The organism is Streptomyces sp. ATexAB-D23, from assembly GCF_000373645.1.
In the GTDB taxonomy this organism is placed as follows: domain Bacteria; phylum Actinomycetota; class Actinomycetes; order Streptomycetales; family Streptomycetaceae; genus Streptomyces; species Streptomyces castrisilvae.
Genome location: NZ_KB892024.1, coordinates 386759 through 409973, shown reverse-complemented (window position 1 = coordinate 409973; position 23215 = coordinate 386759). Strand labels below are relative to the sequence as shown.

The window sequence follows — 23215 nt, the reverse complement described above, 5'->3', positions numbered from 1 at the left end:
TCTCCTGTGGATCGGTTGGAATTACGGTCAGTTGGGGATCATTCCGCCGTCGACGGTCAGCACCTTCCCGGTGATGTACGAAGCGGCGGGCGAGGCCATGAAGACGGCGGCCTGGGCGACCTCGGCGGGGGTGCCGGTGCGGCCGAGCGGGATCACCTGGAGGGCCTCCTTCAGCTGGGCCGGGGGGACCTTCTTGACCATGTCGGTCGCGACGAACCCCGGGGCGACGACGTTGACGCGGATGCCGCGCGGCGCCACCTCGTACGAGAGGGTCTTGGCCAGGGAGATCACTCCGCCCTTGCTGGCCGCGTAGTTGGCCTGGCCGGCCCGGCCCGCGATGCCGCTGGTCGAGGCGATCAGGACGATGGAGCCGCCGCTCGCGTACATCTGCTTGGTGGCCTCGCGGGCGGTGAGGAAGGAACCGGTCAGGTTGGTGCCGATGACCTCCTGCCACTTGGCGCTGCTCATGGCCGCGAGATGGCCGTCCGCGGTCACGCCGGAGTTGAGGACGGCGACCTGGATCGGTCCCCACTCGGTGCGGATCTGCTTGAACATCGCGATGACCTGGGCCTCGTCACCGACATCGGCCTGGACGAGGAGGGCCTTACGGCCCAGGGCGCGGATCTGCTCGGCGACCGTCTCCGCCTTGGCCGCGCTGGCGCGGTAGTTCAGGACGACGTCGCAGCCGTGCTCGGCGAGCGCCAGCGCGGTGGCCGCGCCGATGCCGCGCGAGGCGCCGGTGACCAGGGCCCGGGTGCCCTCGGGGAACAGGAAGCTCATGCCGTGCCTCCCGCCATGGCCGCGGTGACCCGGTGCTGTCCGGGGTCGAAGCCGGCCGCCTCGCTGCCGATGCCGTCCCGCGTGGCCGCGGCGAGGATCGTCCGGGCGACGGCGAGGTCGAGGATGCCGAGGCCGAAGGGCGAGAAGACGATGGTCCCCTCGGTCGCCGGCTCCTCGCTCTGGCCGAGCGCCGTGGCGATCTCGGCGTTCACGAAGCGGCGGTGCCCCACCTCCTGCTCGGCGCGGTGCAGCGAGGTCCGTTCGCGCATCACGTGCTCGATGTCGTCGACCACGTTGTAGGCGTTCAGGACGGATTCCGTGCTCAGGTCGCGCAGCGACAGGTGCAGGATCACCTGGTGCCCGGGACGGTCGGGGTGGGCGGCGAGGTCGAGCCAGTAGGTGGAGTCGGTGGTGGCGACGGAGACCGTGGCGGCGCGCAGCGCGTCGTCGACGTCACCGGCGAGGAAGCTGATCTCCGGGCGCTCGGCCGCCAGTTGGGCGGCGAAGGTGTCCGCGCGGCCCGGCACCGCGTCCTGGACGGTGACCGTGCGCAGTTCGGGGTGGACCAGCACGAGGAAGTCCAGGACGCGCCGGTTGATGGTGCCGCAGCCGATCAGCCCGGCCGTGCGCACCGGCCGTGCGCCGTGCAGCGTGCGGCTCGCGAGGGCGGCCGACGCCGCGGTGCGGGAGGCCGATATCTGGCTGGCCTCCAGGACGGCGGTCGGGTAGCCGGTGCTCAGGTCGTTGAGGATCTGCACCGACGAGGCACGCTGCAGGCCCCGCTCGACGTTGGCCGGGAACGAGGAGATCCACTTCAGGCCCATGACGGGCTCGGGGCCGCCCAGGTAGGCGGGGAGCGAGATGATGCGGGAGCCGTCGTCGCCGGGCGGGCGCAGGAACCCGGAGTACGGCACCTCCGAGCGGCCCTGGCCGTGCAGCACGTACGCGGTGCGTACCGCGTCGAGCACGGCGGGGTCGAGGCCGTTGAGCGCGGCGGCAACGTCCTCACGACCGAGGATTTTCATGTCTGGTCAATTCCTCTGCGTGGAAGATGGGTTGGAAGACGGGCTGGGGGACGCGTGACGCGTCGCGGGCGGGGCGGTCAGCCGAACCGGGACTCGACCCAGGAGTCGCTGTAGATCGTGTCGAGGTAGCGGTCGCCCCCGTCGGGAAGGATCGCGACGCAGGTGGCACCCGGCGTGATCCAGGAGGAGGCGTCCATCAGCGCGGATATGACGGCGCCGGACGAACCGCCGGCGAGGATCGACTCCTTCGCCAGCAGGGTGCGGCAGCCGCGCACGCAGTCCAGGTCGGTCACCTTCACCACCCGGTCCGCGAGACCGGGGCGCAGCAGCGCAGGGACCACCGCCGCGCCGTGCCCGGGGATGGTGCGGCGGTGCCGGCGCTCCCAGGACTCGGGCGGGCCGAAGATCACGCTGCCCACCGCGTCCACCGCCACCACCTGGGTGGGCAGGTCCTCGGCGGCGATGTACTCGGCGCAGCCGCGCAGCGTGCCGGTGGTGCCGGCGGCCAGGAAGAGGTAGTCGGGAGCCTGTGACAGCGCTTCGTGGATCTCGCGCATGGTGTGCTGATGGGCAAGGGCGTTGTACTCGTTGCCGTACTGGTTGGGCCAGTAGGCGTCGGGCACGGTGTTCAGGAGTTCCCGCACCCGCCTGATCCGGGACGGCAGGTACTCGCCGGTCTCCGGGTCGCGGTCCACGATCTCGACCGTCGCCCCGTACGCCCGCATGATCGCGGTGTTCTGGGCGGTGGTGCGCGGGTCGGCGACGCAGATCAGGTCGAGCCGGTAGAAGTTGCAGAGCTGCGCCAGGGCGATGCCCAGGTTGCCGGACGAGGACTCCACGACGGTGGAGATGCCCGGCATCAGCACCCCGGTGGACAGGGCGTGTTCGATCATGGAGCGGGCGGCGCGGTCCTTGATGGAGCCGCCCGGGTTGAACCGCTCGCACTTGCCGTAGACCTGGAAGAGCGTGGGCGGGAAGAGACGGTCGAGGGCGACCAGCGGGGTGGCGCCGATCGTCGCGATGATGTCCGGATCGCGAGGACGGGCCGCGGTGGCGGCGCGGGCCGTCGCGTCGGAGGGGGCCACGGTCATTCCGGTACCTTTCTGCTGATCTGGAGCCGGAGTTCGCTGACGTAGCGCTCGCCCTCGGCCCCCGTGAGCCAGGAGTCCCGGGGATGCGGCAGCGGCTCGCTGAGGATCACGGTGGCGTCCTCGTCGAGGCGCCGGGTACGGCGGACGAGGTTGGCGAAGGAGAGCACGAGGGTGGGGCTGGTGAAGTCGACCAGGGACGGCTTGGTCTCCTGGGGGAACTTCACGAAGGCCTGGTCGGGCAGCCCGCCCGCGCGCAGCCAGCGCCGTACGGCCAGGTAGTCGCCCGCCCGGTCGGGCTTGGCGGCGAGCAGGATCTCCCCGGCCGGCACCCGCCAGGTCTCCCGGAACAGGACGAGCCCGTCGAGGCTGACGCGCGGGGCGTGCGGCTGGTCGAGCCCGATCTTGAAGGCGTCCGCGGCGATGATCGACACCGGGACGGCGAGCAGTTCGGCCATGCTCCACTCGCGCCCGTCGGGCGTGGTGGCGGTGACCGTGCCGTCCCGCTCGGCCAGGGTGGTCGCGGCGGCCGGGTCGATCCGGGACCGGTCGTCGAACGGCGCCCGGGTGAACCCGATGAGCCGGTCGCCCTCGCCGATGGGCGCGGGCACCATCCGGCCGCTGTTGCGCTTCCAGTCGACCGGGAGCAGCGGCACCAGGCGGGGCGCGCCGATCGCCGCGTTCACCTTGTCGCGCAGGGAGCCGGCGTCACTGGTCCAGTCGAGGAACGGCAGGTCGCAGGTGGCGAGGCAGGCGTGCAGTTCGCCGAGGACGACGGTCAGGTCCCCGTCCGGCCCCTGGACCACCTGGAGGTCGGGGCTGTGCAGGGCGAGATGGGGCGAGCGGACGGGTCCGGTGGCGAAGACGGCGCGCGCCCGCCGCTCGATGTCGTCCACCCGCAGCGCGACCGGCTCCGTGCCGGCCGGATCGAGGTCGAGGACCTCACGCCACTTGCGGGCGAGTTCCGTCGTCGCGGTGTGCACCGGCCGGGCGGCGTCGCCGCCCCAGAACAGGCCGAGCACCTGTGGCCACACGTCGGCGAGGGTGACCGGGGAGCGGCGCCGCGCGGCAGCCCGGACGAACCCGGCCATCTCCGCCTCGACCAGCTCCACCAGGCGGTTGCCGAACCAGTCCGCCGCGTCGGCCACCAGGGCCAGCGGCCGGGCGATCCCGTCCAGGAAGCCGGTGCCGACCTCGACCCGGCAGTCGCGCACCGCGTCCTGGTAGCAGAGGGTGCGGCCGGCGTACGCCTTGCCCTCGTCGCGGGACGCGTCGAGTCCGGTCGTCCGTACGAAGTAGGCGTCCAACTCATCCAGGCGTGCGGCGAGTTCGTCGGAGCCGGTGGCGGCGTCGATGGCCTCGCGGTGCCGGTCGAGTCCGGTGAGGACGGTCTCGAAGCGGACGAACAGCTCGGGGTCGGCGACGGCGGCGACCCGCCGGCGCAGTATCCGCTCGGCGCGCACGTCGACCGGGATGTTGGCGTCCCAGGTCAGCACGCGCTGCTTGAGCAGCCGGGTCAGGATCTTCTCGACGCGGGGGCGTGCCCCCTCGGCGTCCCAGCCGTCCTCGCGGACCAGGGCCTCGGTGATCGCCGCACCGTTGCGCTCCCCGTCCGCGTGGCGGAGGACCTGCCGGTCCTCCGGGCGCAGCCGCGTCACGCGTCCGCCCGGCAGCAGCAGCCGGTCGCCGTCGAGGTGGACGTCGGGGCGCGGCAGCGGCGGGAACCACCAGCGGGCGCCGGGCTGGGCGACCATCCAGTCCGCGACAGCGGCCAGTGCCCAGCGTTCGAAGTACGTACGGCTGCGCGCGACCAGCCGCTCGCCGTGGTCCACCGCGAGGCCCCCGGGCGCGCGCCCGACGGACATCCAGGCGGCCGGGCCGAAGAAGCCGATGGTCTCGGCCTTGGCGCAGTAGCGCAGCCAGTACATGGCCAGGGTGCGCTCCCGCTGCTTGCGCTTGGACTCCTTGCCCGTGCCGGCGGCGAGCGCGTCGAGAACGCGGTAGACGGTGCGGTTCTGCCAGGCGATGGCCGTGCGGACCTTCTCGTCACCGGCGAGGACGGCCAGGCGGCGCGTTTCGGCCGCGCTGTCGGCGAGGTAGGCGGCGGTGAAGGCGTCCGTGTCCCCCCGGTCGGCCGCGGCGGCGGCCGCCGGCCCGCCGAGCAGGTCGAGCCCCGAGGCGGGGAAGCCCGCGCTGCGCAGCAGTCCGACGCCCCACATGTGCCACTCGCTGTCGCCGAGGCGCCGGGTGGGCCGGAAGTCGGCCCAGTCGTGCTCGCGCAGCGCTTCACGGGTGCTGGTCACGCGGCCCGCCTCCCGGGGTCCGCGTCGAGGTCCGCGCCGGCGGCGGTTCTGGTGCCGGCCTCCGCGCCTCGCAGCGCCGCGGCGAGCCGGGCGACGCCCTCGGGGATGCGCTTGCGCGGGACGTTGCTGAAGCAGAGCCGCAGCCTGTCGCCGCACTCCCCGTCGAGCCCGAAGTGGCTGCCGGGGACGAAGGAGACGCCCCGCTCGGCCGCGGCGTGCGCGAAGCGGCCGGTGTCGGCGCCGCCCTCGTGCCGCAGCCACAGGTAGAAGCCGCCTTCAGGCCGCTGCCACCGCCAGGGGCCCCCGGTCCCCAGCTCCGCCTCCAGCGCGTCGGCCATCAGGCCGCACCGCTCCCGGTAGCGCTCGCGGTAGGCGTCGATCAGGCTGTCCCAGCCACCGCGGGCGTGGAACGCGGCGAGCGCGGCCTGGGCGAACGCCGACGGCGACAGCGCCATCACCTCGGTCGTACGGCGCAGCCGCTCCGCGACCGGCTCGGGCGCGGCGATCCAGCCGCAGCGCAGCCCGGGGGCGAAGACCTTGGAGAAGGTGCCGAGGTAGACGACGTTCTCCGGGTCGATGCCCTGGAGGACGGGGACCGTGGTGCCGTCGAAGCCGAGCAGCCCGTAGGGGTTGTCCTCGACGATCAGCAGGCCCAGTTCCCTTGCCGTGTCCGCCAGTTGGTGGCGGCGCTCGACGGACAGGGTGGCGCCCGTGGGGTTCTGGAAGGTCGGGTTGCAGTACAGCATCCGTACCTGCTGCCCGTCGGCCCGCAGCCGGGCCACGGTCTCCCGCAGCCCCCGCGGGTCGAGCCCTTCGGCGTCCTCGGGGGCCCCGTGCAGCCGCAGTCCCGCCGTACGGAAGGCGGTGGCCGCGCCCGGGTAGGCGGGGGTCTGGCACAGTACGGTCTCCCCCGGTGAGGCGAGGCCGAGACCGAGGGCCAGCAGCCCCATCTGCGATCCGGCGGTGGGCACCAGGTTCGCGGCGCCGGTGCTGCCGCCCTCGCGGGCCATCAGGTCGGTGATGGCGGGGACGAGGGCCTTGGCCACGTGCGGGGTGCTGTACTGGAGCGCGATCCGGCCGCCGATCCGCGTCAGCCGGGCGAACTGCTCGGAGAGTTCCTTCAGGGGCAGCAGGTCGAGGTCCGGCAGGCCGCCGGCGAACGAGATCAGGTCACCGCCCCGTTCGAAGAGCTGCGGCATCTCGGGCGAGGGTCTTACATCGGTCCACATGGCGGTCAGCTCCCCGACAACGCGTTCGCGCCGCTCGCCAGCTGCTCGTGCACGAGCCCGAGCAGGCCGGCCGACGAGGTGAGCGAGAGGTCGGCGAGCGCGTCGGGGTCCAGCTCGATGTCGAATCTGTCCTCGACCGCCATCACCAGGGCGACGGTGTGGAGCGAGTCCACACCGAGGTCCACGAGCGGCACCTCGGAGCTGGTGACCTGCACGGCGCATATCTCTTCTACGAGCTGGTCAAACTGCGACTGGTCCATGGGAGCTCCCTGTGAGTGCGGCGGGGACGGTGGTGGCAGCCGTGGGAGCGGCTGCGGAGGGCGCGGTGCCGGCCCCGGCGTGGAGCATCCGGGCGACGGCGGCGCGGTCGGGCTTGCCGTTGGCGGTCAGCGGCATGGTGTCGAGCGGGACGATTCCGTCGGGGCGACGGGCCGGGTCCAGCCGGTGGACGAGAGCCGCGCGGACCTCGTGCGGGGCGAGATCCGTCTGCACGGCGAGCAGCAGCGGGGCGTTCTCGTCCGCGGGGCGCGGGGCGACGGCGGCGTACACGCCGGGGATGCGCTCGGCGGCGAGCTCGATCTCCGACAGGCCCATGCGCACACCGCGCCGTTTGATCACGTCGTCGTCGCGGCCGACGAAGTACAGCAGGCCGTCGGCGTCGAGCCGGCCCTGATCGCCGGTGCGCAGCTCCAGGGAGCCGTCGTCACGGCGCACGTACCGGCTCTGCCGCTCCAGCGGCACGCCCCAGTACCCGGCCATCACGGTCTCGCCCCGGACGACGATCTCGCCGACCTCGCCCGGCGGCAGGGTGTCCCCGTCCGGGCCGGCTATCCGTACCTGGACTCCGGGGATGGCGCGGCCCACCGAGTCGGGATGCCGTTCGTAGAGCGCCGGGTCCAGGACCGAGATGCGCTTGCACTCGGTCATCCCGTACATCGAGGCGAACACGGAGCCAGGGAAGGCGTCGAGCAGTTCGCGCATCACGGCGGGGCTGGGCCGGGCACCGGTGTTGGTGAACAGCCGGACCCTGGTGGCCCGGCGCAGTTTCTTCTGCAACAGGCCGAGGATCTGCGCGAGCGAGGGCACCAGCGGGATGACGGTGACGCCGTGGCGCTCGATCGCCCGGATCAGCCCGACGTCGCCGCCCCGGCTGGTGAGCACCAGGGCCGAGCCGGCCAGCGTGCACAGCAGGGCCTGGTAGAGGCCGTAGTCGAAGGAGAGCGGCAGCCGGCACAGCACCACGTCGTCGGCGCGGTAGCCGAGCCCCGCGTTGACGGCGCGGACCGCGGCGAGGATCTGCCGGTGCGGGCAGACGACGCCCTTGGGGCGGCCGGTGGTGCCGGAGGTGTAGATCAGCAGGGCGACGGCGTCCTCGGCGACCTCGGCGGCGGTGTGGTCGGCGGGCGTGCGCTCGATCTCCCGCGCGGCCCGCTCCACCTCCACGGTCTTCCGGGCGGAGCCACCCGCGCCGGGCGGGCAGACGGCGAGAGCGGCCGTGCAGTCCCGCACGATGTGGTCGATCTGGCTGTCCGTGAGGTCGGGGTGCACCGGTACGAACACCGCTCCGATGCGGAGCGCGGCCCACAGGAGGGCGAGGAAGGTGCGGTCGCCGCCACCGGCGTAGACGACGCGCTCACCCGGGCCCACTCCCTGACCGCGCAGCCAGCCGGCGGCCCGGTCGGTCTCGGTGCCCAGCTCGGCGTAGGTCAGTGGTCCTGTGGCGTCGACGAGGGCGAGGTGCCCGGGGCGCTCGGCGCGGGCGCGGGCGAACAGCTCAGACACCGGCATGGACGAGGTCCTCCTTCCAGGCGACGGCGGCACCGATCCGGGTGCGCGCCTTGTCGAGGTCGCGGGGGGTGGTGACGCAGACGACGGCCAGCGCGGGAAGCCGGCGCTTGAAGATGCCCGCGAGGGTGCGGGCGGGCGGCAGACAGACCGTCACCTCGGGTGCGATCCGGCCGAGCGACTCCATGCACAGGTCCCAGCGCACCGGCTTGACCACCTGCTCGGCCAGGCGGCGGCGGATGTCGTCCGGTTCGCGGACGACCGAACCGTCGGCGTTCGACAGGAGGGCCCCGGTCGGCCGCCGGAACGGGGTCCGCTCGGCCGCCTCGGCGACGGCCCGGCGGGCGGACTCCATGTACGGGGTGTGGAAGGCGCCGGCGACCTGGAGCGGTTTGACCGTGGCGGAGCGCGGCGGGGCGGCGACGAGCCGCTCCAGGTCCTCCGTGGTCCCGGCCGCGACGATCTGTCCCGGGCCGTTGAACGTGGCCGCGTGCAGGCCGAGTTCGCCGATGCGTTCGAGTACGTCGGCCTCCTCGCCGCCGACCACGGCCGCCATCGAGGTGGGGACCTCGGCACAGGCCGCTGCCATCGCCCGGCCGCGCACCGCGGCCAGCCGCACGGCGTCGGCGGGGGTGAGCGCTCCGGCGTACACCGCGGCGGCCAGTTCCCCGACCGAGTGCCCGGCGGCCACCAGCGGGCCGTCCGGCTCGGCCATGCTGAGCGCCTCATGGGCGAGCAGCCCGGCGGCGACCAGCAGCGGCTGGGTGTTCTCGGTACGGGCGATCTCCGCGGCCGGCGCCTTGCCGCCGAGGTGCACGAGGTCCACATCGGCGGCCTCGGACCAGGCGCGCAGCCGCTCGGCGTACACCGGGTCGCGCAGCCAGCCGGCCAGCATGCCCGGGGTCTGGGAGCCCTGCCCCGGTACAACGAATGCGTACATGAGTTCGAATCTCCTTTCGTAGAGCTGTCGTTGACCGGTGCGGGGCCCGGTGTCGTGCCGTGCGGGGCGGTGCCGGCGCGGGTCTCAGTTGCGGCCGGTGCTCTTGCGGAAGCGGCGTACGGCCATGAAGGAGAAGGCCGCGAACCAGGCGACGGTGTTGACGGCCGCCATCGCGAGGCTGGAGTGCTCACCGCTGAACGAGTAGCCCTCGGTCAGGCTGTAGCGGGCGAGCGTGGAGACGCCGAACATCGGCGAGTAGCGGGAGATCTCCAGCATGGTGCCGGAGAGCGGGATGAAGAGGTTGCCGAGGAAGGCGAGCGCGGTCATGGTCAGGCCCGGCATGTGCATCACGGTGTCGGGCTTGAGAGCGAGCCCCAGCGTGATGCCGAGGGCGGCGAAGACGGCCGCGCCGAGCCAGGCGACCAGCAGGGACGTCACCCACACCGTGGACGTGGCCTCCACCCCGGTGAACACACCGAGCACCCCCACGACGGCCACCGGCACCGCCGCCATGATCACGGAGGACAGCACCTTGACGAAGAGGTAGCCGGGAGGCGCGAGCGGGCTGAGCGCCATGGTGCGCATCCAGCCGGACGCCTTCTCCACGGAGATGGTGGCCGCCGAGCTGACCGCCGCGGTCGCCGCTCCGTACACGGCGATGCCGGTCATCATCCAGGCGGCGAAGTTGCCGTGCGGGAGGGTGGCGTTGTCGGGTTCGGTACGGAACAGCGCCAGATAGAGGACGGCCGGCAGCAGCAGCGTGAAGATCGTGGTCTGCCGGTTGAAGCGGCGGCGCAGTTCGTAGCCGATGAAGACGGGGTTGACGCCGCTGAACGGCGAGGTCCGCACCTCGTGGGTGGCCGAGGCGGAGCTCATCGGGTGCCCCCTTCGGTACGGCTGTGGTGGGTGAGGGTCATGAAGGCCTCTTCGAGGCTGCGCGGGGTGACCTCGATGTCGGTGGCGGATGTCTGCTCGATCAGCAGGCGCAGCAGTGCGTCGGAGTCGGTGGTGTCGAAGTGGTACCGCCCGCCGCGCGGCTCGCACGAGCGGACCAGCGGGGACTGGGCGAGGGCGGCCGCGCTCTGCTCGGCGATCCGCGCCGACACGGTGCGCCCGCTGAGGGCGGACCGCACGTCGGACACCTGACCGTCGACGACGACACGGCCGCTGTCGATCATCACCACCCGGTCGGCGAACCGGTCCGCTTCCTCCATGTAGTGGGTGGCGAACATGACCGTCATGCCGTGCTCCGCGTCCTCACGGACCGTGGCCCAGAAGTCCCGGCGGGCGACGACGTCCATGCCGGCCGTCGGCTCGTCGAGGACCAGCAGCTCGGGCCCGGAGAGCAGGGCGAGGGCGAACCGCAGCCGCTGCTGCTCGCCGCCGGAGCACTCCGCGACGCGGCGGCGGCGCAGCTGGTCGAGTCCGGCCCGGGACAGCACCGCGTCGATGTCGGCGCGGGGGTGCAGCGAGCCCAGCATCCGTACGGTGGCCTCGACGCTCAGGTCGGGCAGCAGCCCGCCCGTCTGGAGGACCGCGGCGACCTGCCCGGAACGCACCGCCTGCCGGGGTTCGCGTCCGAACAGCCGCACCGAGCCCTCGTCGGGCCGCGTCAGCCCGAGAAGCATGTCGATGGTGGTCGTCTTGCCTGCGCCGTTCGGTCCGAGGAAGGCCACGATCTCACCCCGCCGGATGCGCAAGTCGATGCCGTCGACGGCGGTGAACCGCTCTCCCTTGGAATCGGTGAACCGCTTCACGACAGAGCTGAGCCTTACGGCATCCGAGGACGTCACCTCCTCGGGCACCGGGCGCGGTCGGGTTTGGATCATCTTCGAGTCCTCACGATCTGGGCGGGGGCGGCCTGGCAGAGGCCACTCTTCCCGGACCGCCTATCCGCCCCTGCCCGCCGTTCTATCCGGCCGCTATCGGGACGCGGAGACACCGGATAGCCGCTCGGACCGCCGGCGGCGGGAGGCGCCCGGGACACGTACGTAACGGACATCCGGGGCGCCGCCATCACCGTCGAGCGCTACGCCGAACCGTGCGAGCGGTTCGGCGAGCCGCTTCGTCTAGACTTGACGAGTTCTGCAATTCGTCAGTTGCCGAGTTGACCAACTGGGTGGGATGAAGACGAGGTGGGCGTGAGCGCGGTGGCAGTGCCTCTGTACCAGGCGAAGGCGGAGTTCTTCCGGATGCTCGGGCATCCGGTCCGAATCCGGGTGCTGGAGCTGCTTCAGGACGGGCCCATGCCGGTGCGTGACCTGCTCGCCGCGATCGGGATCGAGCCCTCGAACCTCTCCCAGCAGCTCGCGGTTCTGCGCCGCTCCGGGATCGTGTCCTCCACCCGGGAGAGTTCCACCGTCGTGTACCAGCTGGCGGGCGGGGACGTGGCCGAGCTGATGCGGGCCGCCCGGAAGGTTCTGACGGTGATGCTGGCGGGGCAGCAGGACCTGTTGGCCCATCTGCACGGTTCCGGCATCGAAACGTCCGCGCCGTGACGCGGGGGCACCGGAAGAACGACGACGAAGGGCTCACCGTGAGCGACGACGGTCAGGATTCGGCCGCCTCCCAGGACCGGGGGCGGGAGACCGAGGCGTGGAAGGAGAAGGGCGTCATCCTGCGGGCGTCCATCTACATCTTCGGCACGCATCTCTTCGCGGCATTCGTCTGGTTGCTGTTCTACGTGGGCCAGCACGCCGACAAGTAGCCGACACACGGGCGACGGGCGGGCGGGACAGGGTCCCCGCCGCCGTTCACCGGGGTGACGGCCCGTGCCGCTCGGGCGCGGTGCCGGGTTCGGCGGCCCGGAGGTCGGCCAGCAGTTCGGCCTGGCCCGACAGCACACCGGACAGGATGGTCCGCGCCACCCGCAGCAACTCCGCCACCTGCGGATTGGTCAGCCGGTAGTAGACGGCGGAGCCCTCGCGGCGTGGGACGACCAGGTTGGCCCGGCGCAGGACGGCGAGCTGCTGGGAGAGATGGGCCGCTTCGACGCCGATCTCGGACAGCATCTCGGAGACGGCGTGCTCGCGCAGGCTGAGGAGTTCCAGTACGCGGATGCGGACGGGGTGGCCGAGGGTTTTGAAGAACTCCGCCTTCAGCTGGTACAGCGGGGCGCTCACCGGCCGGCCCCCGCTCCGCGCCGGACCGCCGGCCGGCCCGGTCGCCGGACGGTCGTGGGCGTGCGGGTACCGCGCATCACATCCCCCTCAGAACTCTTCACCATGGGGACATCATCGCGCCCCCGCGCCGAGGCCGTGCCCCCGGGAATCGCCACGTCCGGTCAGGCCTTCCTGACCACGCTCGACTTCAGCTGCATGGGGCCGAACCCCTCGACCCTGCAGTCGATGTCGTGCCCGTCCACACCGTCCACCAGCCGGATGTTGCGCACCTTGGTGCCGGCCTTGATACCGCTCGGGCTGCCCTTGACCTTCAGGGTCCTGGTCACCGTGACCGTGTCACCGTCGGCGAGTACGTTACCCACCGCGTCCCGGATCACCCCGTCGTCCCCCGCACCGCCCGCGGGTTCGGCGGACGTGGCGGCCGACCACTCGTGGCCGCACTCGGGGCAGACCAGGAGCGCGCCCATCTCGTAGGTGTACACGCCGGAGCACTCCGGGCACGGCGGCGGAGTCTCGTTCACGTCACTGATGTCGGCCATGGTGATTCCTTGCTCGATCGTTCGTGTGCGGTTCATTGGTCTGTCGCGGCTGCTGTCCCGGCCCGGTGCGCGGACCGCTCACAGCGGGAGGGTGATCCAGATGCTCTTCCCCTTGCCGTCCGCGTCGCCCCGGGTGACGGCGGTGCCGCCGAGGCCGAGGGTGAGTTCCAGGACGGTGCCCAGACCCCCGCCGCTCGTATGCGTGATCGTCGAGAAGAGCGGGGGCTGGTACGGGTGCCGGTCGTGCACGGCGAACGCGAACGTGTCCGGGCCGGCCGCGTAGATCACGGTCACGTTCGGCGACAGCACGGCGGCATGCCGGACGCTGTTGGTGACCAGCTCGGACAGGATCAGCAGCGCCGGACCGATCGTGGGGTGAAGCCTGCTGACGCCCCACTCGGCCAAGACCTGTTCGGTGGTCTCACGCGCGATCCGTACCGCCGAGCCCAGCGTGGGCAGGGTCAGTACGTGCCGCAGCGGGAGAGCCTCGCGTCGCGCGCCGCTCACCGGGCGGCCCCGGTGTCGAGCGGCCGCGGCACCCCGGTGCCGGGCAGCCCGGTCGTACGGCGGGGAACGAGGGTGGGCATCAGGGAACCTCTTCGTCGACGGGAGCGGGGGCGGCGGGGAGGAGCCCGGCCCGGTGGAGGTGGGCGCGGGCGCCGGCGATCGCCTCCGGGGTGGTGGCGTACTCGCGGCCCTCCCGGCGCAGCAGGTCCAGCGCGCCGACCGATGCGAGGGCGCGCCGCTGGCCGGGGCGGATCCCGGAGGTCAGTACGGCGATGCCCCGCCGGTTCAGCTTCTCCACGGCGTCCTTGAGGACCAGGGCCCCGGTGGCGTCCATCGTCGTGATCCGGGACATCCGCAGGATCACCACGCGGACGTCGGCGACCTCGGACAGCTCCAGGAGGAAGCGGTGGGCGCCGGCGAAGAACACCGGACCGTCGATGCGGTAGGCGACGATGTGCTCGGCCAGCAGCGCGTGCTCCTCCTCGCTGTGCTCGCCCGGCAGGTCGGCCGTGAAGTCGACCTGGTCCATGCGCGCGTGGCGGGCGACCGCCCGCAGCGCCAGGGCGCCGGCGACGGCCAGGCCGATGACGACCGCGTGGACGAGGTCGAGGGCGAGCGTGGCCACGGCGGTCAGCACCAGCACGATCGCGTCCGAGCGGGTCGCCCGGACCATCGCCCGCAGCGCGCCGACCTCGACCATGCGGATCGCGGTGGCCAGCAGCACCCCGGCGAGCGCGGCCAGCGGGATCTTCGAGACGAGCGGGGCGGCGGCGAACACGATCGCCGCGAGGACGGCGGCGTGGGTCAGGGAGGCCAGGCGGGAGCCCGCGCCGCTGCGCACGTTGACGGCGGTACGGGCGATGGCCGCGGTGGCGGGCACACCGCCGAACAGCGGGGCGGCCAGGTTGGCGATGCCCTGCCCGAACAGCTCCTTGTCCGGGTCGTGCTTCTGGCCCACCGTCATGCCGTCCGCGACCGTGGCCGAAAGCAGCGACTCCAGGGCCGCGAGCGCGGCGACCGCCACGGCCGGGGCGAGCAGCGAGCCCAGCGCGGACAGGTCGAGGAAGCCGAGCGACGGCGCGGGCAGCCCGGACGGCAGGTCGCCGATCGGGGGCGCCGCGTCCAGGTGGAAGAGCTGGGCGGCCAGCGTCGCGGCGACGACGCCGACGATCGAGAACGGGACGGTGGGCCGCCATCGGGTCCCGAGCAGCATCACGGCCGCCACGGAGAGGGCCAGGGCCGCCGCGGTCCAGTTCGGGGTCCGTACGAACTCCGCCACGGCCCGCCAGGTCACCGCCAGGACCGCCTCGCCCTCGGGTCCGGCGACCCCGAGGGCGTTCGGGACCTGTTGCAGGCCGATCACGCACGCGATGCCGAGGGTGAAGCCCTCCACCACGGGCGCCGGGATGTACCGCATGTACCGGCCGGCCTTCAGCAGGGCCAGCGCGATGAGCAGCACACCAGCCATCAGCCCGACCGTCAGCACCCCGCCCGGCCCGTACCGCGCGACGATCGGCACCAGCACCACCGTCATCGCGCCGGTCGGCCCGGACACCTGGAGGTTGGAGCCGCCGAAGAGCGCCGCGAGCGCACCGGCCACGACGGCGGTCGCCAGTCCTGCCTCGGCGCCCAGGCCGGAGGAGACCCCGAAGCCGAGCGCGAGCGGCAGCGCCACGATCGCCACGGTGAGGCCGGCGAGCAGGTCGCGGCGCGGGTTGCGGGCCATGACGGCGAAGTCCGCGCGGGCGGGCAGCAGGGACCGCACCCGGCCCCAGGACCGGGCGAGCAGCACGTTCACCGGACCGAGACCTCGGCTTCCCGCAGTTCGGGGAACAGGCCGGCGGACCACTCGTTCCGCCGCGCCGCCGGTACGTCACGGACCGGCGTCCGGTCCGCCCGGGACCGCCCCGCGACCCGTATCCGCACGGGGCGCCCAAGCATCCGGAAGAACTCGGCCTCGGCCTGACACAGCACAACCGGCACGATCACGGACCCCCTTCGCCACCCCGTCGGACGCGGGCTTCACTCGGCGCCGCGCCCGCGGGTCCCGCACGACCGCGGCACAGCCGTGCCAGCAGCATGTAATGAATTGCCGAATTTCGCAATTCGCAGATTCGTTGCACCGCCCCGGCGTCCCGCCCCGCGTCCCGGTTCACGCCGGACCGCGGCCGGGATGAAACATTTCCCGGCCGCCGCCGCATCTAGAAGGGTGTGGTGAAAGGGGGTGGCGGATGAGGCAGTCCGAGGAGGGTGTCTTCCGCGAGTTCGCGGAGGCACGCATGGGGCCGCTGTTTCGTTCGGCGTGTCTGCTGACCGGCGGGGACACGCACTTCGCCGAGGACCTGGTGCAGGACACGCTCGGGCGGATGTACGCGGTGTGGGGGCGCGTGACACGGCTCGGCAATCCCGCGGCGTACGCGCAGACCGTGCTCGTACGGTGCTACCTCGGGCACAGGCGGCGCAGGTCCGCGGGGGAACGGCCGAGTGACACGCTGCCGGACCGGGCGGACCGGGACTCGGGGGACTCGGCGCTGCGCATGACGCTTCTCGACGCGCTGCGGGGGCTGCCGCCCAAGGACCGGGCCGTGATCGTGCTCCGTTACTGGGAGGACCGGTCGGTGACCGAGACCGCGGACGCGCTGCACGTCAGCTCGGCGGCCGTACGCACGCGCAGCACCCGGGCGCTCGCCCGGCTCCGTGAGCAACTCGGCAGCAGCATCGGTGAACTGACGGCGCGCTGAGTACGCCCTCGCGCCTTTCGTCGCTCTTCACTCTTTTCTCACTCTTCAAACAGGACGGTGGTGGTGGTCGGCATGTCCGAAAACAGGGCTCAGCAGGACCGGGACGCCTTCGAGGACGGGCTCGTCGAGGCGATGAAGCAGACCGGGGAGGGTTTCTCCCCGACGGGCCGGCCCCTTGTGGACGGCGGGGTCGTGCGCGGGCGGCGCCGGCGCGTGATGCGGCGCGGCGCGATGGTGAGCGGAAGCGTCGCGGCGCTGGCCCTGATCGGGCTCGGCGGGTCGTACGTCACCGGGGGGATCGGCGCCTCGAAGGACGACGGCGACAAGGTGGCCGTCGGCACGCAGACGAAGGCGTCCGGGGGGTCCTCCGCCAGGAACAAGGTGTTCGGGGCCCTTGAGGGGCTGCTGCCCGAGGCGAAGCTCAGCGAGCAGGGGGACGGCGGCTCCGTCCCGCCCGAGGAGCGCGCGGGCGCCTCCGTCGTGTACGACGACGGGCACGGGAAGGCCGCCGTTTCGGTGAACCTCGAACGGCAGTACCCCGGCCGGGAGCCGCAGGAGGGCGACATGGTCTGCCCCGACAAGAACCTGACGCGGTTCGAGTCCTGCTCCGCCACCTCGCTGGACGACGGCTCGCGCCTCGTGCTGTTCAAGGGCTGGGAGTACCCGGACCGCCGCGAGGAGACCAAGTGGTGGTACGCGGACCTGCTGACGCCCGAGGGCTACCGGATCTCGGTGTACGAGTGGAACGCGCCCGCGGAGAAGGGCGAGCCGGTCAGCCGGTCCACCCCGCCGCTGTCCCTGGACCGGCTGAAGACCCTGGTGCGGGCCGACGCGTGGCTGCCGGTCCTGCGGGCCCTGCCCGAGCCCGATGAGCCGCCTCAGGCGCAGCCCCCGCAGGGCATGAGCGGCGACAAGATCCTGAGCAAGCTGACCGCGCAGCTCCCCGGGCGCCTGTCGGTGAAGGCCTCCGGGAAGCAGGAGACGGAGTACGCGTACCTCGTGGTCGACGACGGCCGGGGCAGGAGCTTCGTGCAGATCAACGTCCAGCCGGGGATGGAGGCGAGCGACGTCTCCGGCGCCGACGTGAAGGTCCTGCCCGACGGTACGAGGGTCTCCACCCGGCAGGGGCCGGGCGAGAAGGGCGGCGCCGGCGTGGTGGTGTCGGAGGTCGACACGGTCCGCCCCGACGGTCTGCGCGTGGTGATCTCCGCCTTCAACGCGGCGAGCCAGAGCGAGGCCGCCACCCGCGAGGCCCCCGCCCTGACCCTCGCCGAGCTGGAGAAGATCGCCACGAGCGAGGTGTGGCTGAGCAACTGAGCGGGTAGGCCGCGCCCCGGCGTACGGGGCACGGCCGCCTCCGGTGTACGGAGCAGGCTCTGCGGCCTGCTCCGTACACCGCGTTACGCCTCCGGTGTCCCGTCGGCGGCGATACGGCGGAAGCCGAGGTACGGCGCCAGGGCCTCCGGCAGGACCAGGGAGCCGTCCTCCTGCTGGCACTGCTCCAGGAGGGCGGCCAGGGTACGGCCGATGGGGAGGCCGGAGCCGTTGAGGGTGGCGACGAGCTTGGGCTTGCCGTCCTCGCCCCGGGTGCGGATGTTGGCGCGGCGGGCCTGGAAGGTGCCGAAGTCGGAGACCGAGGAGATCTCGCGGTAGGTGTTCTGGCTCGGGATCCAGACCTCGATGTCGTACGTCAGGCGGGCGGAGAAGCCCGTGTCGCCGGCCGCCAGGGTGACGACGCGGTAGGCGAGGCCGAGTTCCTTCAGGCAGGCCTCGGCGTGCCCGACCATGCTCTCCAGCTCGGCGCCGGCCTGCTCCGGGTCGACGATCCGCACCATCTCGACCTTGGAGAACTGGTGCTGCCGGATCAGCCCCCGGGTGTCCCGGCCGTACGAGCCGGCCTCGGACCGGAAGCACGGGGTGTGCGCGGTGAGGGCCAGGGGCAGTTCGGCGGGCGGGATGATCTCGTCCGCGTAGAGGTTGGTCAGCGGGACCTCGGCCGTGGGGATCAGGAACAGCTCGCGGTCGGCCACACCCGTCCTGAACAGGTCCTCCTCGAACTTCGGGAGCTGTCCGGTGCCGGTCATGGTCCTGCGGGTGACCAGGTACGGGACGGCGTGCTCGACGTACCCGTGGCGGCGGGTGTGCAGGTCGAGGAAGAGGGTCGCCAGGGCGCGTTCCAGGGCCGCGCCCGCGCCGCGCGTGACGGCGAAGCGGGGGCCGGACAGCTTGGTCGCCCGAGCGAAGTCGAGGATGCCGGTGGCCTCGCCGATGTCGACGTGGTCCTTCGGCTCGAAGGAGAACACGGGCGGCGTGCCCACACGCCTGACCTCGACCGCGTCCTCGTCGGTGGAGCCGTCCGGGGCCGCGTCGGACGGAAGGTTCGGGATGCTGAGGAGGAGGTCGCGCAGCTGCTCCTGCACCTGCTCCTGCCCGGCCTCGATCGCCCGGATCTCGTCCTTCAGCTCGCGGGCCCGCTCCTTCAGCTTGGTGATGTCACCGCCCTGCCTGGCCGTCTGCTGGACCTCGCCGGCCACCCGCTTCGACTCCGCCCGCAGCTCGTCGGCCGAGCGGATGTTCTGGTTCCGCCGGGACTGGAGGTCCTCCAGCGCGGCCAGGTCCAGCGAGTAACCGCGACGAGCGAGCCGACGAACCGCTTCGGCACCCATGTCAATCAGGGCGCGGGCATCATGCATCAGGGAGATCCTTCTGTTCCGGCGAGTGGGGTCGGTGGGTTGCGGAACCGACGGTAGCAATCGCCGCACCACGCGCGGTCCCGAATATCAACGGGCCGGGAACACCCGACGCGTGCGGGGCGCATTCGGAGTGTCGACAACGCCGTGGACCGCTTCCACTCGCATGTGATCGCCCACCTCGCGCAAGCCGACCGCCGCACCACCCGCCGGGCACCGGCCACCGAGCCGGCCACGGGCCCGGCCACGGAGGCGGTGACGGACCGGACAGCCGTGCGGGCCTGAACGCCCGTCGCCGGCCGAGGGTGACCGGCACAGCGGCAAACGGCTGCAAACCGGTCCGTCGGCGGTGGTTGTGCTGGCCGTCGCCTCCCGTGCTCGCCATGATTCGGCCCATGACCAACAGCGACGCAGGCCGAGACATCACCCTCCGGATCGCCCAGGAGCCGGCGGCGGACAAGCTTCTCGCACGCAGTCCGCTCGCCGCCCTGGTGGGCATGCTGCTGGATCAGCAAGTGCCGATGGAATGGGCGTTCGCCGGGCCGTACGCCCTCGCTCAGCGCATGGGAAAGGACGATCTGGACGCGCACGAGATCGCCACGTACGCCCCGGAGGCGTTCACCGAACTGTTCACCACCAAACCCGCGCTGCACCGCTACCCCGGCTCGATGGCCAAGCGGGTGCAGCAGCTGTGCCAGTTCCTGGTGGCGCAGTACGACGGTGACGCGGCGGCGGTATGGCGCGACGCCGCGACCGGGGCGGAGCTGCGCAGGCGCCTCAACGCGCTGCCCGGGTTCGGTACGCAGAAGGCGCAGATCTTCCTCGCCCTGCTGGGCAAGCAGTTCGGTGTCCGGCCGCCGGGCTGGCGGGAGGCGGCGGGACCGTACGGGGAGGAGGGCTCGCACCGGTCGGTCGCCGACATCACCGGACCGGAGTCGCTCGCCGAGGTCCGCGCGTACAAGCAGGAGGCCAAACAGGCCGCCAAGGCCGCGAAGGCGGCGGCGAAGATCCGGTGAGCGCCGGCACACCCCTCCCCGCAATTCCGGAATGCAGTCCTATATGCCGTTGTTGTGTGGCGTCGCTGCCCGCAGTGCGGTGGCGCCCATGGCTGCGGGCGGAGGCCCTTGCCCGGTAGGCTTTCCGTGTGATCTTCAAGCGCATCGGAAATGGGCAGCCTTATCCCGCCCACGGCCGGGAAAGCACCCGGCAGTGGGCGGACGTCGCGCCGCGCCCGGTCCGCCTGGACCAGCTCGTGACCACCAAGGGCCAGCTGGACCTCGAAACCCTCCTCGCCGAGGACTCCACGTTCTACGGCGACCTGTTCGCGCACGTCGTGAAGTGGCAGGGCGACCTCTATCTGGAGGACGGGCTGCACCGCGCGGTCCGTGCCGCGCTCCAGCAGCGCCAGGTGCTGCACGCCCGCGTGCTCGAACTCGGCTAGCACACGGGCACGGCCCGAACGGGGTTCGTTCGGGTGTTTTCCCACCCGGACGGGTGCGATCGATTGATCATTTAGTAGGCATCATCACCGGGTCGCACTACGCTGCGCCCATGAGCATGCTCACTCCCCCAGGCATGGGCGGAAAGTACCGCATCACGGGTGACAAGTACCCCCGCATGCGGCGCCCCCGCCGCCGCAGCAGACTGGTCCTCGCCGCCATCGCCTCCGTGGTCGCCCTCGGGCTGGCCGGATGGGGCACGCTGCAGCTCATCGATGTCTTCACGGGCGGCGACAAGACGGCCAGTGCCGCCGATCGCACGCAGTGCCCGTCGCCGAAGCCCTCGGCGCCCGCCAAGGTGCTGCCGCAGCCCGCGAAGATCACGGTGAACGTCTACAACGCGACCCCGCGCAGCGGTCTCGCCAAGGCGGCCGCCGATGAGCTGAAGAAGCGCGGTTTCAAGATCGGTGAGGTGGGGAACGCCACCGCCGCCTACGACAAGAAGGTCCCGGGGCCCGGACTCCTGCTGGGTGCCCCGGCCGCCGTCGACGGATCGTTCCCGGTGCTCGGGACCCAGCTGCCGGGGGCCCTGACCAAGACCGACGCCCGCAGGAACGGGGAGGTCGACCTGATCATCGGGACGCAGTTCAAGGCGTTCAGCAAGCCGCAGGCCGCCGCCTCCGCGCTGACCGCCCTGACGAAGCCGGCCCCGGCGCCGTCCTCCTGCTGAGGACACCGCCGGGGCGCGGCCCGGGTGGATCAGGTGGGTCAGATCCGCCGGACAGGCCCTAGTCGGCGGTGCCGTACATGCGGTCGCCCGCGTCGCCGAGGCCCGGCACGATGTAGCCGTTCTCGTTGAGCCGCTCGTCGACCGAGGCGGTGACCACGGTCACCGGCGTCCCGGCGAGCTCGCGCTCCATCACCTCGACGCCCTCGGGGGCCGCGAGGAGCACGACCGCGGTGACGTCGTCCGCACCGCGCTTGATCAGCTCCCGGATGGCCGCGACGAGCGTGCCTCCCGTGGCCAGCATCGGGTCCAGGACGTACACCTGGCGGCCGGAGAGGTCGTCCGGCATCCGGCTCGCGTAGGTGGACGCCTGGAGCGTCTCCTCGTCGCGGATCATGCCGAGGAAGCCCACCTCGGCGGTCGGCAGCAGCCTGACCATGCCGTCGAGCATGCCGAGACCGGCCCGCAGGATCGGCACGACCAGGGGGCGGGGGTGCGACAGCTTCACGCCGGTGGTGGGTGTCACCGGGGTCTCGATGTCGACCTGTTCGGTGCGCACATCGCGGGTGGCCTCGTACGCGAGCAGGGTCACCAGCTCGTCGGCGAGGCGCCGGAAGGTCGGGGAGTCGGTGCGCTTGTCGCGCAGGGTGGTGAGTTTGTGCGCGACCAGCGGGTGGTCGACGACGTGGATCCGCATGACTCCACAGTAGCCGCGGCTCCCGTACCCGTGCGCTGGCATCATCCGCACGTTCGGAGGGAAGGTGGTGGCGTACGGACCCAGCGACGTAGCCAGCCTTGGGGGTGACGAGCCGATGGCCGACGGGACGCAGAGCGCCGAGGAGCCGGGCAGGGCCTCCGGGGACACGCCGGACGCGCCGGACGAGCCGGAGACCGACGCACAGCGCCGCCGGCGGCGCGCCCAGTTCCTCCGCGAGCTCCACGAGGCGAAGGCGCTGCGCGACCGGGTCCAGCCACGCCGTGTCAAAGCCGCCCGAATGCGCCAGGCGATGCGGATGCGCACGTTCCGCTGGTAGCCCTCCGGCCTGCGGAAAACCCCCTGGTGACGGTGGCCGGGAGAACTGATGGCCGACTCAACGGCCGAACTGCTCTCGCGAGGCCATGGTTTCTGCCACGATTCCGATGGGCGGGACACAGGGGCAGCCGGACCACCGACTGCCCTCCCGCCGGACCGGCCCTTGGCCCCGAGACCAGTGGGAGAGTCACGGTGTACTTCGCCGCACTGCTCGCGCGCACCGAAGACGGGTGGGAAGCGAGCGACACGGAGCTCGACGATGTGGAGACCTTGTCCGACCTGACGGATCTGGCCCGTGAGGCCTCGGTCGACGAGGACACGGTGCTCGTATTCATCGAGCAGGAGGACGCCTGGTTCGGCGTCGTCCGGGTCGATGGTGAGGAGGACCCCCGGATCTACATCTCGGACGCCTCCGCCGCCGCACGCTCCTCGTACGGGGAGATCCTGCTCACCGATGAGCTGCTCGGCCGCGAACCAGGGGCCGAGGACACGATCGCCGCCCTTGAGGAGCTCGTCGGCCTCGACGGTACGGAGGACGGCGAGCCGAACACTGCCGACAACAACAACGACGATGACGACGAGGACGGGCCGGGCGCCGGTGTCGTCCCGGCCGGTCCGCTCGGTGACACCGGGGTGCTGTCCGACCTCGGGCTCCCCGAGGCCGAGCTGCTGATGCTGCGGACGGACGCCCTGGCGGAGATCGCGGACGCGCTGGGAGCGGCCGAGGTCCTGGAGACCGTCCGTTAGGGTCCGCGGGTGACCGAAGCACCCCACCCGTACGACCCGAACCACCCGCACGATCCGGTGCGGGACCCGTGGCGGGCGGCCATGCGCCGCGCCCTGGCCGAGGCGGACCGCGCGGCGGCGACCGGTGACGTACCGGTCGGCGCCGTCGTCCTCGGCCCGGACGGGGCGCCGCTCGCCACGGGCCACAACGAACGCGAGGCGACCGGCGACCCGACCGCGCACGCCGAGGTCCTGGCGCTGCGCCGGGCCGCCGCCGCGCTCGGTGAATGGCGGCTGTCCGGCTGCACCCTGGTCGTCACCCTGGAGCCCTGCACGATGTGCGCGGGCGCCCTGGTGCAGGCCCGGGTGGGGCGGGTGGTCTACGGGGCGCGGGACGAGAAGGCGGGCGCCGCCGGCTCGCTCTGGGACCTGGTGCGCGACCGGCGCCTCAACCACCGGCCCGAGGTGATCCCCGGCGTCCTGGAAGCCGACTGCGCGGCCCTGCTGACGGCCTTCTTCCGCGACCGCTGACCTGCCCCGG

At 72.4% G+C, this 23215-nt stretch carries 28 protein-coding genes; 11 read left to right on the top strand and 17 right to left on the bottom strand.

Annotated features, from left to right (window positions below; translation table 11 throughout):
- Positions 1-27 precede the first annotated feature (27 nt).
- The 10 genes from fabG to B082_RS0122540 form a co-directional block, all read right to left on the bottom strand.
- Positions 28-780, bottom strand: a complete 753-nt coding sequence (gene fabG / locus B082_RS0122585) for a 3-oxoacyl-ACP reductase FabG (protein ID WP_018554086.1) — start codon at positions 778-780, stop codon at positions 28-30.
- Positions 777-1805: a 2,3-diaminopropionate biosynthesis protein SbnB gene (sbnB, locus tag B082_RS36435; protein WP_018554085.1), complete on the bottom strand. Its 1029-nt coding sequence runs from the start codon at positions 1803-1805 to the stop codon at positions 777-779. Before sbnB ends, fabG begins: the two co-directional genes overlap by 4 nt.
- A 77-nt stretch (positions 1806-1882) precedes the next feature.
- Positions 1883-2896, bottom strand: coding sequence for a 2,3-diaminopropionate biosynthesis protein SbnA (gene sbnA, locus B082_RS0122575; protein WP_018554084.1), 1014 nt, complete (start codon positions 2894-2896; stop codon positions 1883-1885).
- Positions 2893-5196: a lantibiotic dehydratase gene (locus B082_RS0122570; RefSeq protein WP_018554083.1), complete on the bottom strand. Its 2304-nt coding sequence runs from the start codon at positions 5194-5196 to the stop codon at positions 2893-2895. The genes sbnA and B082_RS0122570 overlap by 4 nt, the downstream gene beginning before the upstream one ends.
- Positions 5193-6425, bottom strand: a complete 1233-nt coding sequence (locus tag B082_RS36430; protein ID WP_106435520.1) for a PLP-dependent aminotransferase family protein — start codon at positions 6423-6425, stop codon at positions 5193-5195. The genes B082_RS0122570 and B082_RS36430 overlap by 4 nt, the downstream gene beginning before the upstream one ends.
- A gap of 5 nt (positions 6426-6430) precedes the next feature.
- Entirely contained in the window at positions 6431-6685 is a 255-nt protein-coding gene (locus B082_RS0122560; RefSeq protein ID WP_018554081.1) for a phosphopantetheine-binding protein, read from the bottom strand.
- Positions 6666-8213 (bottom strand): class I adenylate-forming enzyme family protein, encoded by a 1548-nt coding sequence (locus tag B082_RS36425; RefSeq protein ID WP_018554080.1) that lies wholly within the window; start codon positions 8211-8213, stop codon positions 6666-6668. Before B082_RS36425 ends, B082_RS0122560 begins: the two co-directional genes overlap by 20 nt.
- Positions 8200-9150 (bottom strand): ACP S-malonyltransferase, encoded by a 951-nt coding sequence (locus B082_RS0122550; RefSeq protein ID WP_018554079.1) that lies wholly within the window; start codon positions 9148-9150, stop codon positions 8200-8202. Before B082_RS0122550 ends, B082_RS36425 begins: the two co-directional genes overlap by 14 nt.
- An 84-nt stretch (positions 9151-9234) precedes the next feature.
- Positions 9235-10026 carry an ABC transporter permease gene (locus B082_RS0122545; RefSeq protein WP_018554078.1) on the bottom strand — a complete coding sequence of 264 codons (792 nt, stop codon included), beginning with the start codon at positions 10024-10026 and terminating at the stop codon, positions 9235-9237.
- The gene (locus B082_RS0122540) at positions 10023-10979 is read right to left on the bottom strand and encodes an ABC transporter ATP-binding protein (RefSeq protein ID WP_051094659.1); all 957 of its coding nucleotides are present in this window, start codon (positions 10977-10979) and stop codon (positions 10023-10025) included. Before B082_RS0122540 ends, B082_RS0122545 begins: the two co-directional genes overlap by 4 nt.
- Before the next feature lie 321 nt (positions 10980-11300).
- Between B082_RS0122540 and B082_RS0122535 the strand changes: the two genes are divergently transcribed.
- Both B082_RS0122535 and B082_RS0122530 read left to right on the top strand, forming a co-directional pair.
- The gene (locus tag B082_RS0122535) at positions 11301-11648 is read left to right on the top strand and encodes an ArsR/SmtB family transcription factor (protein ID WP_026250079.1); all 348 of its coding nucleotides are present in this window, start codon (positions 11301-11303) and stop codon (positions 11646-11648) included.
- Complete coding sequence (locus tag B082_RS0122530; protein ID WP_018554075.1) at positions 11645-11857, top strand: DUF6126 family protein; 213 nt, start codon at positions 11645-11647, stop codon at positions 11855-11857. Before B082_RS0122535 ends, B082_RS0122530 begins: the two co-directional genes overlap by 4 nt.
- Positions 11858-11903: 46 nt before the next feature.
- Here B082_RS0122530 and B082_RS0122525 read toward each other — a convergent pair whose 3' ends face one another.
- The 5 genes from B082_RS0122525 to B082_RS39970 all read right to left on the bottom strand — a co-directional run bounded on the left by B082_RS0122525 (position 11904) and on the right by B082_RS39970 (position 15307).
- Positions 11904-12272 (bottom strand): ArsR/SmtB family transcription factor, encoded by a 369-nt coding sequence (locus tag B082_RS0122525; RefSeq protein WP_018554074.1) that lies wholly within the window; start codon positions 12270-12272, stop codon positions 11904-11906.
- Positions 12273-12433: 161 nt separating this feature from the next.
- Entirely contained in the window at positions 12434-12811 is a 378-nt protein-coding gene (locus B082_RS0122520; protein ID WP_018554073.1) for a zinc ribbon domain-containing protein YjdM, read from the bottom strand.
- A gap of 78 nt (positions 12812-12889) precedes the next feature.
- On the bottom strand, positions 12890-13318 hold the full coding sequence (locus B082_RS0122515; RefSeq protein WP_018554072.1) for an ATP-binding protein: 429 nt from the start codon (positions 13316-13318) through the stop codon (positions 12890-12892).
- Positions 13319-13397: 79 nt separating this feature from the next.
- A complete protein-coding gene (locus B082_RS0122505; RefSeq protein WP_018554071.1) occupies positions 13398-15116 on the bottom strand; it encodes a SulP family inorganic anion transporter in 1719 nt (572 codons plus the stop codon).
- On the bottom strand, positions 15113-15307 hold the full coding sequence (locus tag B082_RS39970) for a hypothetical protein (protein ID WP_018554070.1): 195 nt from the start codon (positions 15305-15307) through the stop codon (positions 15113-15115). The genes B082_RS0122505 and B082_RS39970 overlap by 4 nt, the downstream gene beginning before the upstream one ends.
- A 242-nt stretch (positions 15308-15549) precedes the next feature.
- Here B082_RS39970 and B082_RS0122495 point away from each other — a divergent pair, with 242 nt between their 5' ends.
- Positions 15550-16059, top strand: a complete 510-nt coding sequence (locus tag B082_RS0122495) for a SigE family RNA polymerase sigma factor (RefSeq protein ID WP_018554069.1) — start codon at positions 15550-15552, stop codon at positions 16057-16059.
- Between the two features lie 72 nt (positions 16060-16131).
- Positions 16132-17376 carry a hypothetical protein gene (locus B082_RS39255; RefSeq protein WP_026250077.1) on the top strand — a complete coding sequence of 415 codons (1245 nt, stop codon included), beginning with the start codon at positions 16132-16134 and terminating at the stop codon, positions 17374-17376.
- A gap of 83 nt (positions 17377-17459) precedes the next feature.
- Here B082_RS39255 and serS read toward each other — a convergent pair whose 3' ends face one another.
- Positions 17460-18752, bottom strand: a complete 1293-nt coding sequence (serS, locus tag B082_RS0122485; RefSeq protein ID WP_018554067.1) for a serine--tRNA ligase — start codon at positions 18750-18752, stop codon at positions 17460-17462.
- 144 nt (positions 18753-18896) lie between these two features.
- Here serS and B082_RS39250 point away from each other — a divergent pair, with 144 nt between their 5' ends.
- From B082_RS39250 to B082_RS0122465, 4 genes are all read left to right on the top strand, one after another.
- Positions 18897-19034, top strand: coding sequence for a hypothetical protein (locus tag B082_RS39250; protein ID WP_018554066.1), 138 nt, complete (start codon positions 18897-18899; stop codon positions 19032-19034).
- Positions 19035-19144: 110 nt separating this feature from the next.
- Entirely contained in the window at positions 19145-19765 is a 621-nt protein-coding gene (locus tag B082_RS0122475) for an HhH-GPD-type base excision DNA repair protein (RefSeq protein ID WP_018554065.1), read from the top strand.
- 128 nt (positions 19766-19893) lie between these two features.
- The gene (locus B082_RS0122470; protein ID WP_018554064.1) at positions 19894-20190 is read left to right on the top strand and encodes a type II toxin-antitoxin system VapB family antitoxin; all 297 of its coding nucleotides are present in this window, start codon (positions 19894-19896) and stop codon (positions 20188-20190) included.
- 134 nt (positions 20191-20324) lie between these two features.
- Positions 20325-20918 carry a LytR C-terminal domain-containing protein gene (locus tag B082_RS0122465; RefSeq protein WP_018554063.1) on the top strand — a complete coding sequence of 198 codons (594 nt, stop codon included), beginning with the start codon at positions 20325-20327 and terminating at the stop codon, positions 20916-20918.
- A gap of 58 nt (positions 20919-20976) precedes the next feature.
- On the opposite strand, the gene upp is transcribed toward B082_RS0122465, so the two are convergent.
- Positions 20977-21612, bottom strand: a complete 636-nt coding sequence (gene upp / locus B082_RS0122460; protein ID WP_018554062.1) for a uracil phosphoribosyltransferase — start codon at positions 21610-21612, stop codon at positions 20977-20979.
- A 115-nt stretch (positions 21613-21727) separates the two neighbouring features.
- On the opposite strand from upp, the gene B082_RS0122455 reads away from it, so the two are divergent.
- The 3 genes from B082_RS0122455 to tadA all read left to right on the top strand — a co-directional run bounded on the left by B082_RS0122455 (position 21728) and on the right by tadA (position 23205).
- Positions 21728-21949: a hypothetical protein gene (locus B082_RS0122455; protein WP_026250076.1), complete on the top strand. Its 222-nt coding sequence runs from the start codon at positions 21728-21730 to the stop codon at positions 21947-21949.
- 191 nt (positions 21950-22140) lie between these two features.
- Positions 22141-22695 carry a hypothetical protein gene (locus B082_RS0122450; protein WP_018554060.1) on the top strand — a complete coding sequence of 185 codons (555 nt, stop codon included), beginning with the start codon at positions 22141-22143 and terminating at the stop codon, positions 22693-22695.
- A gap of 9 nt (positions 22696-22704) precedes the next feature.
- Complete coding sequence (gene tadA / locus B082_RS0122445) at positions 22705-23205, top strand: tRNA adenosine(34) deaminase TadA (protein WP_018554059.1); 501 nt, start codon at positions 22705-22707, stop codon at positions 23203-23205.
- Positions 23206-23215 lie beyond the last annotated feature (10 nt).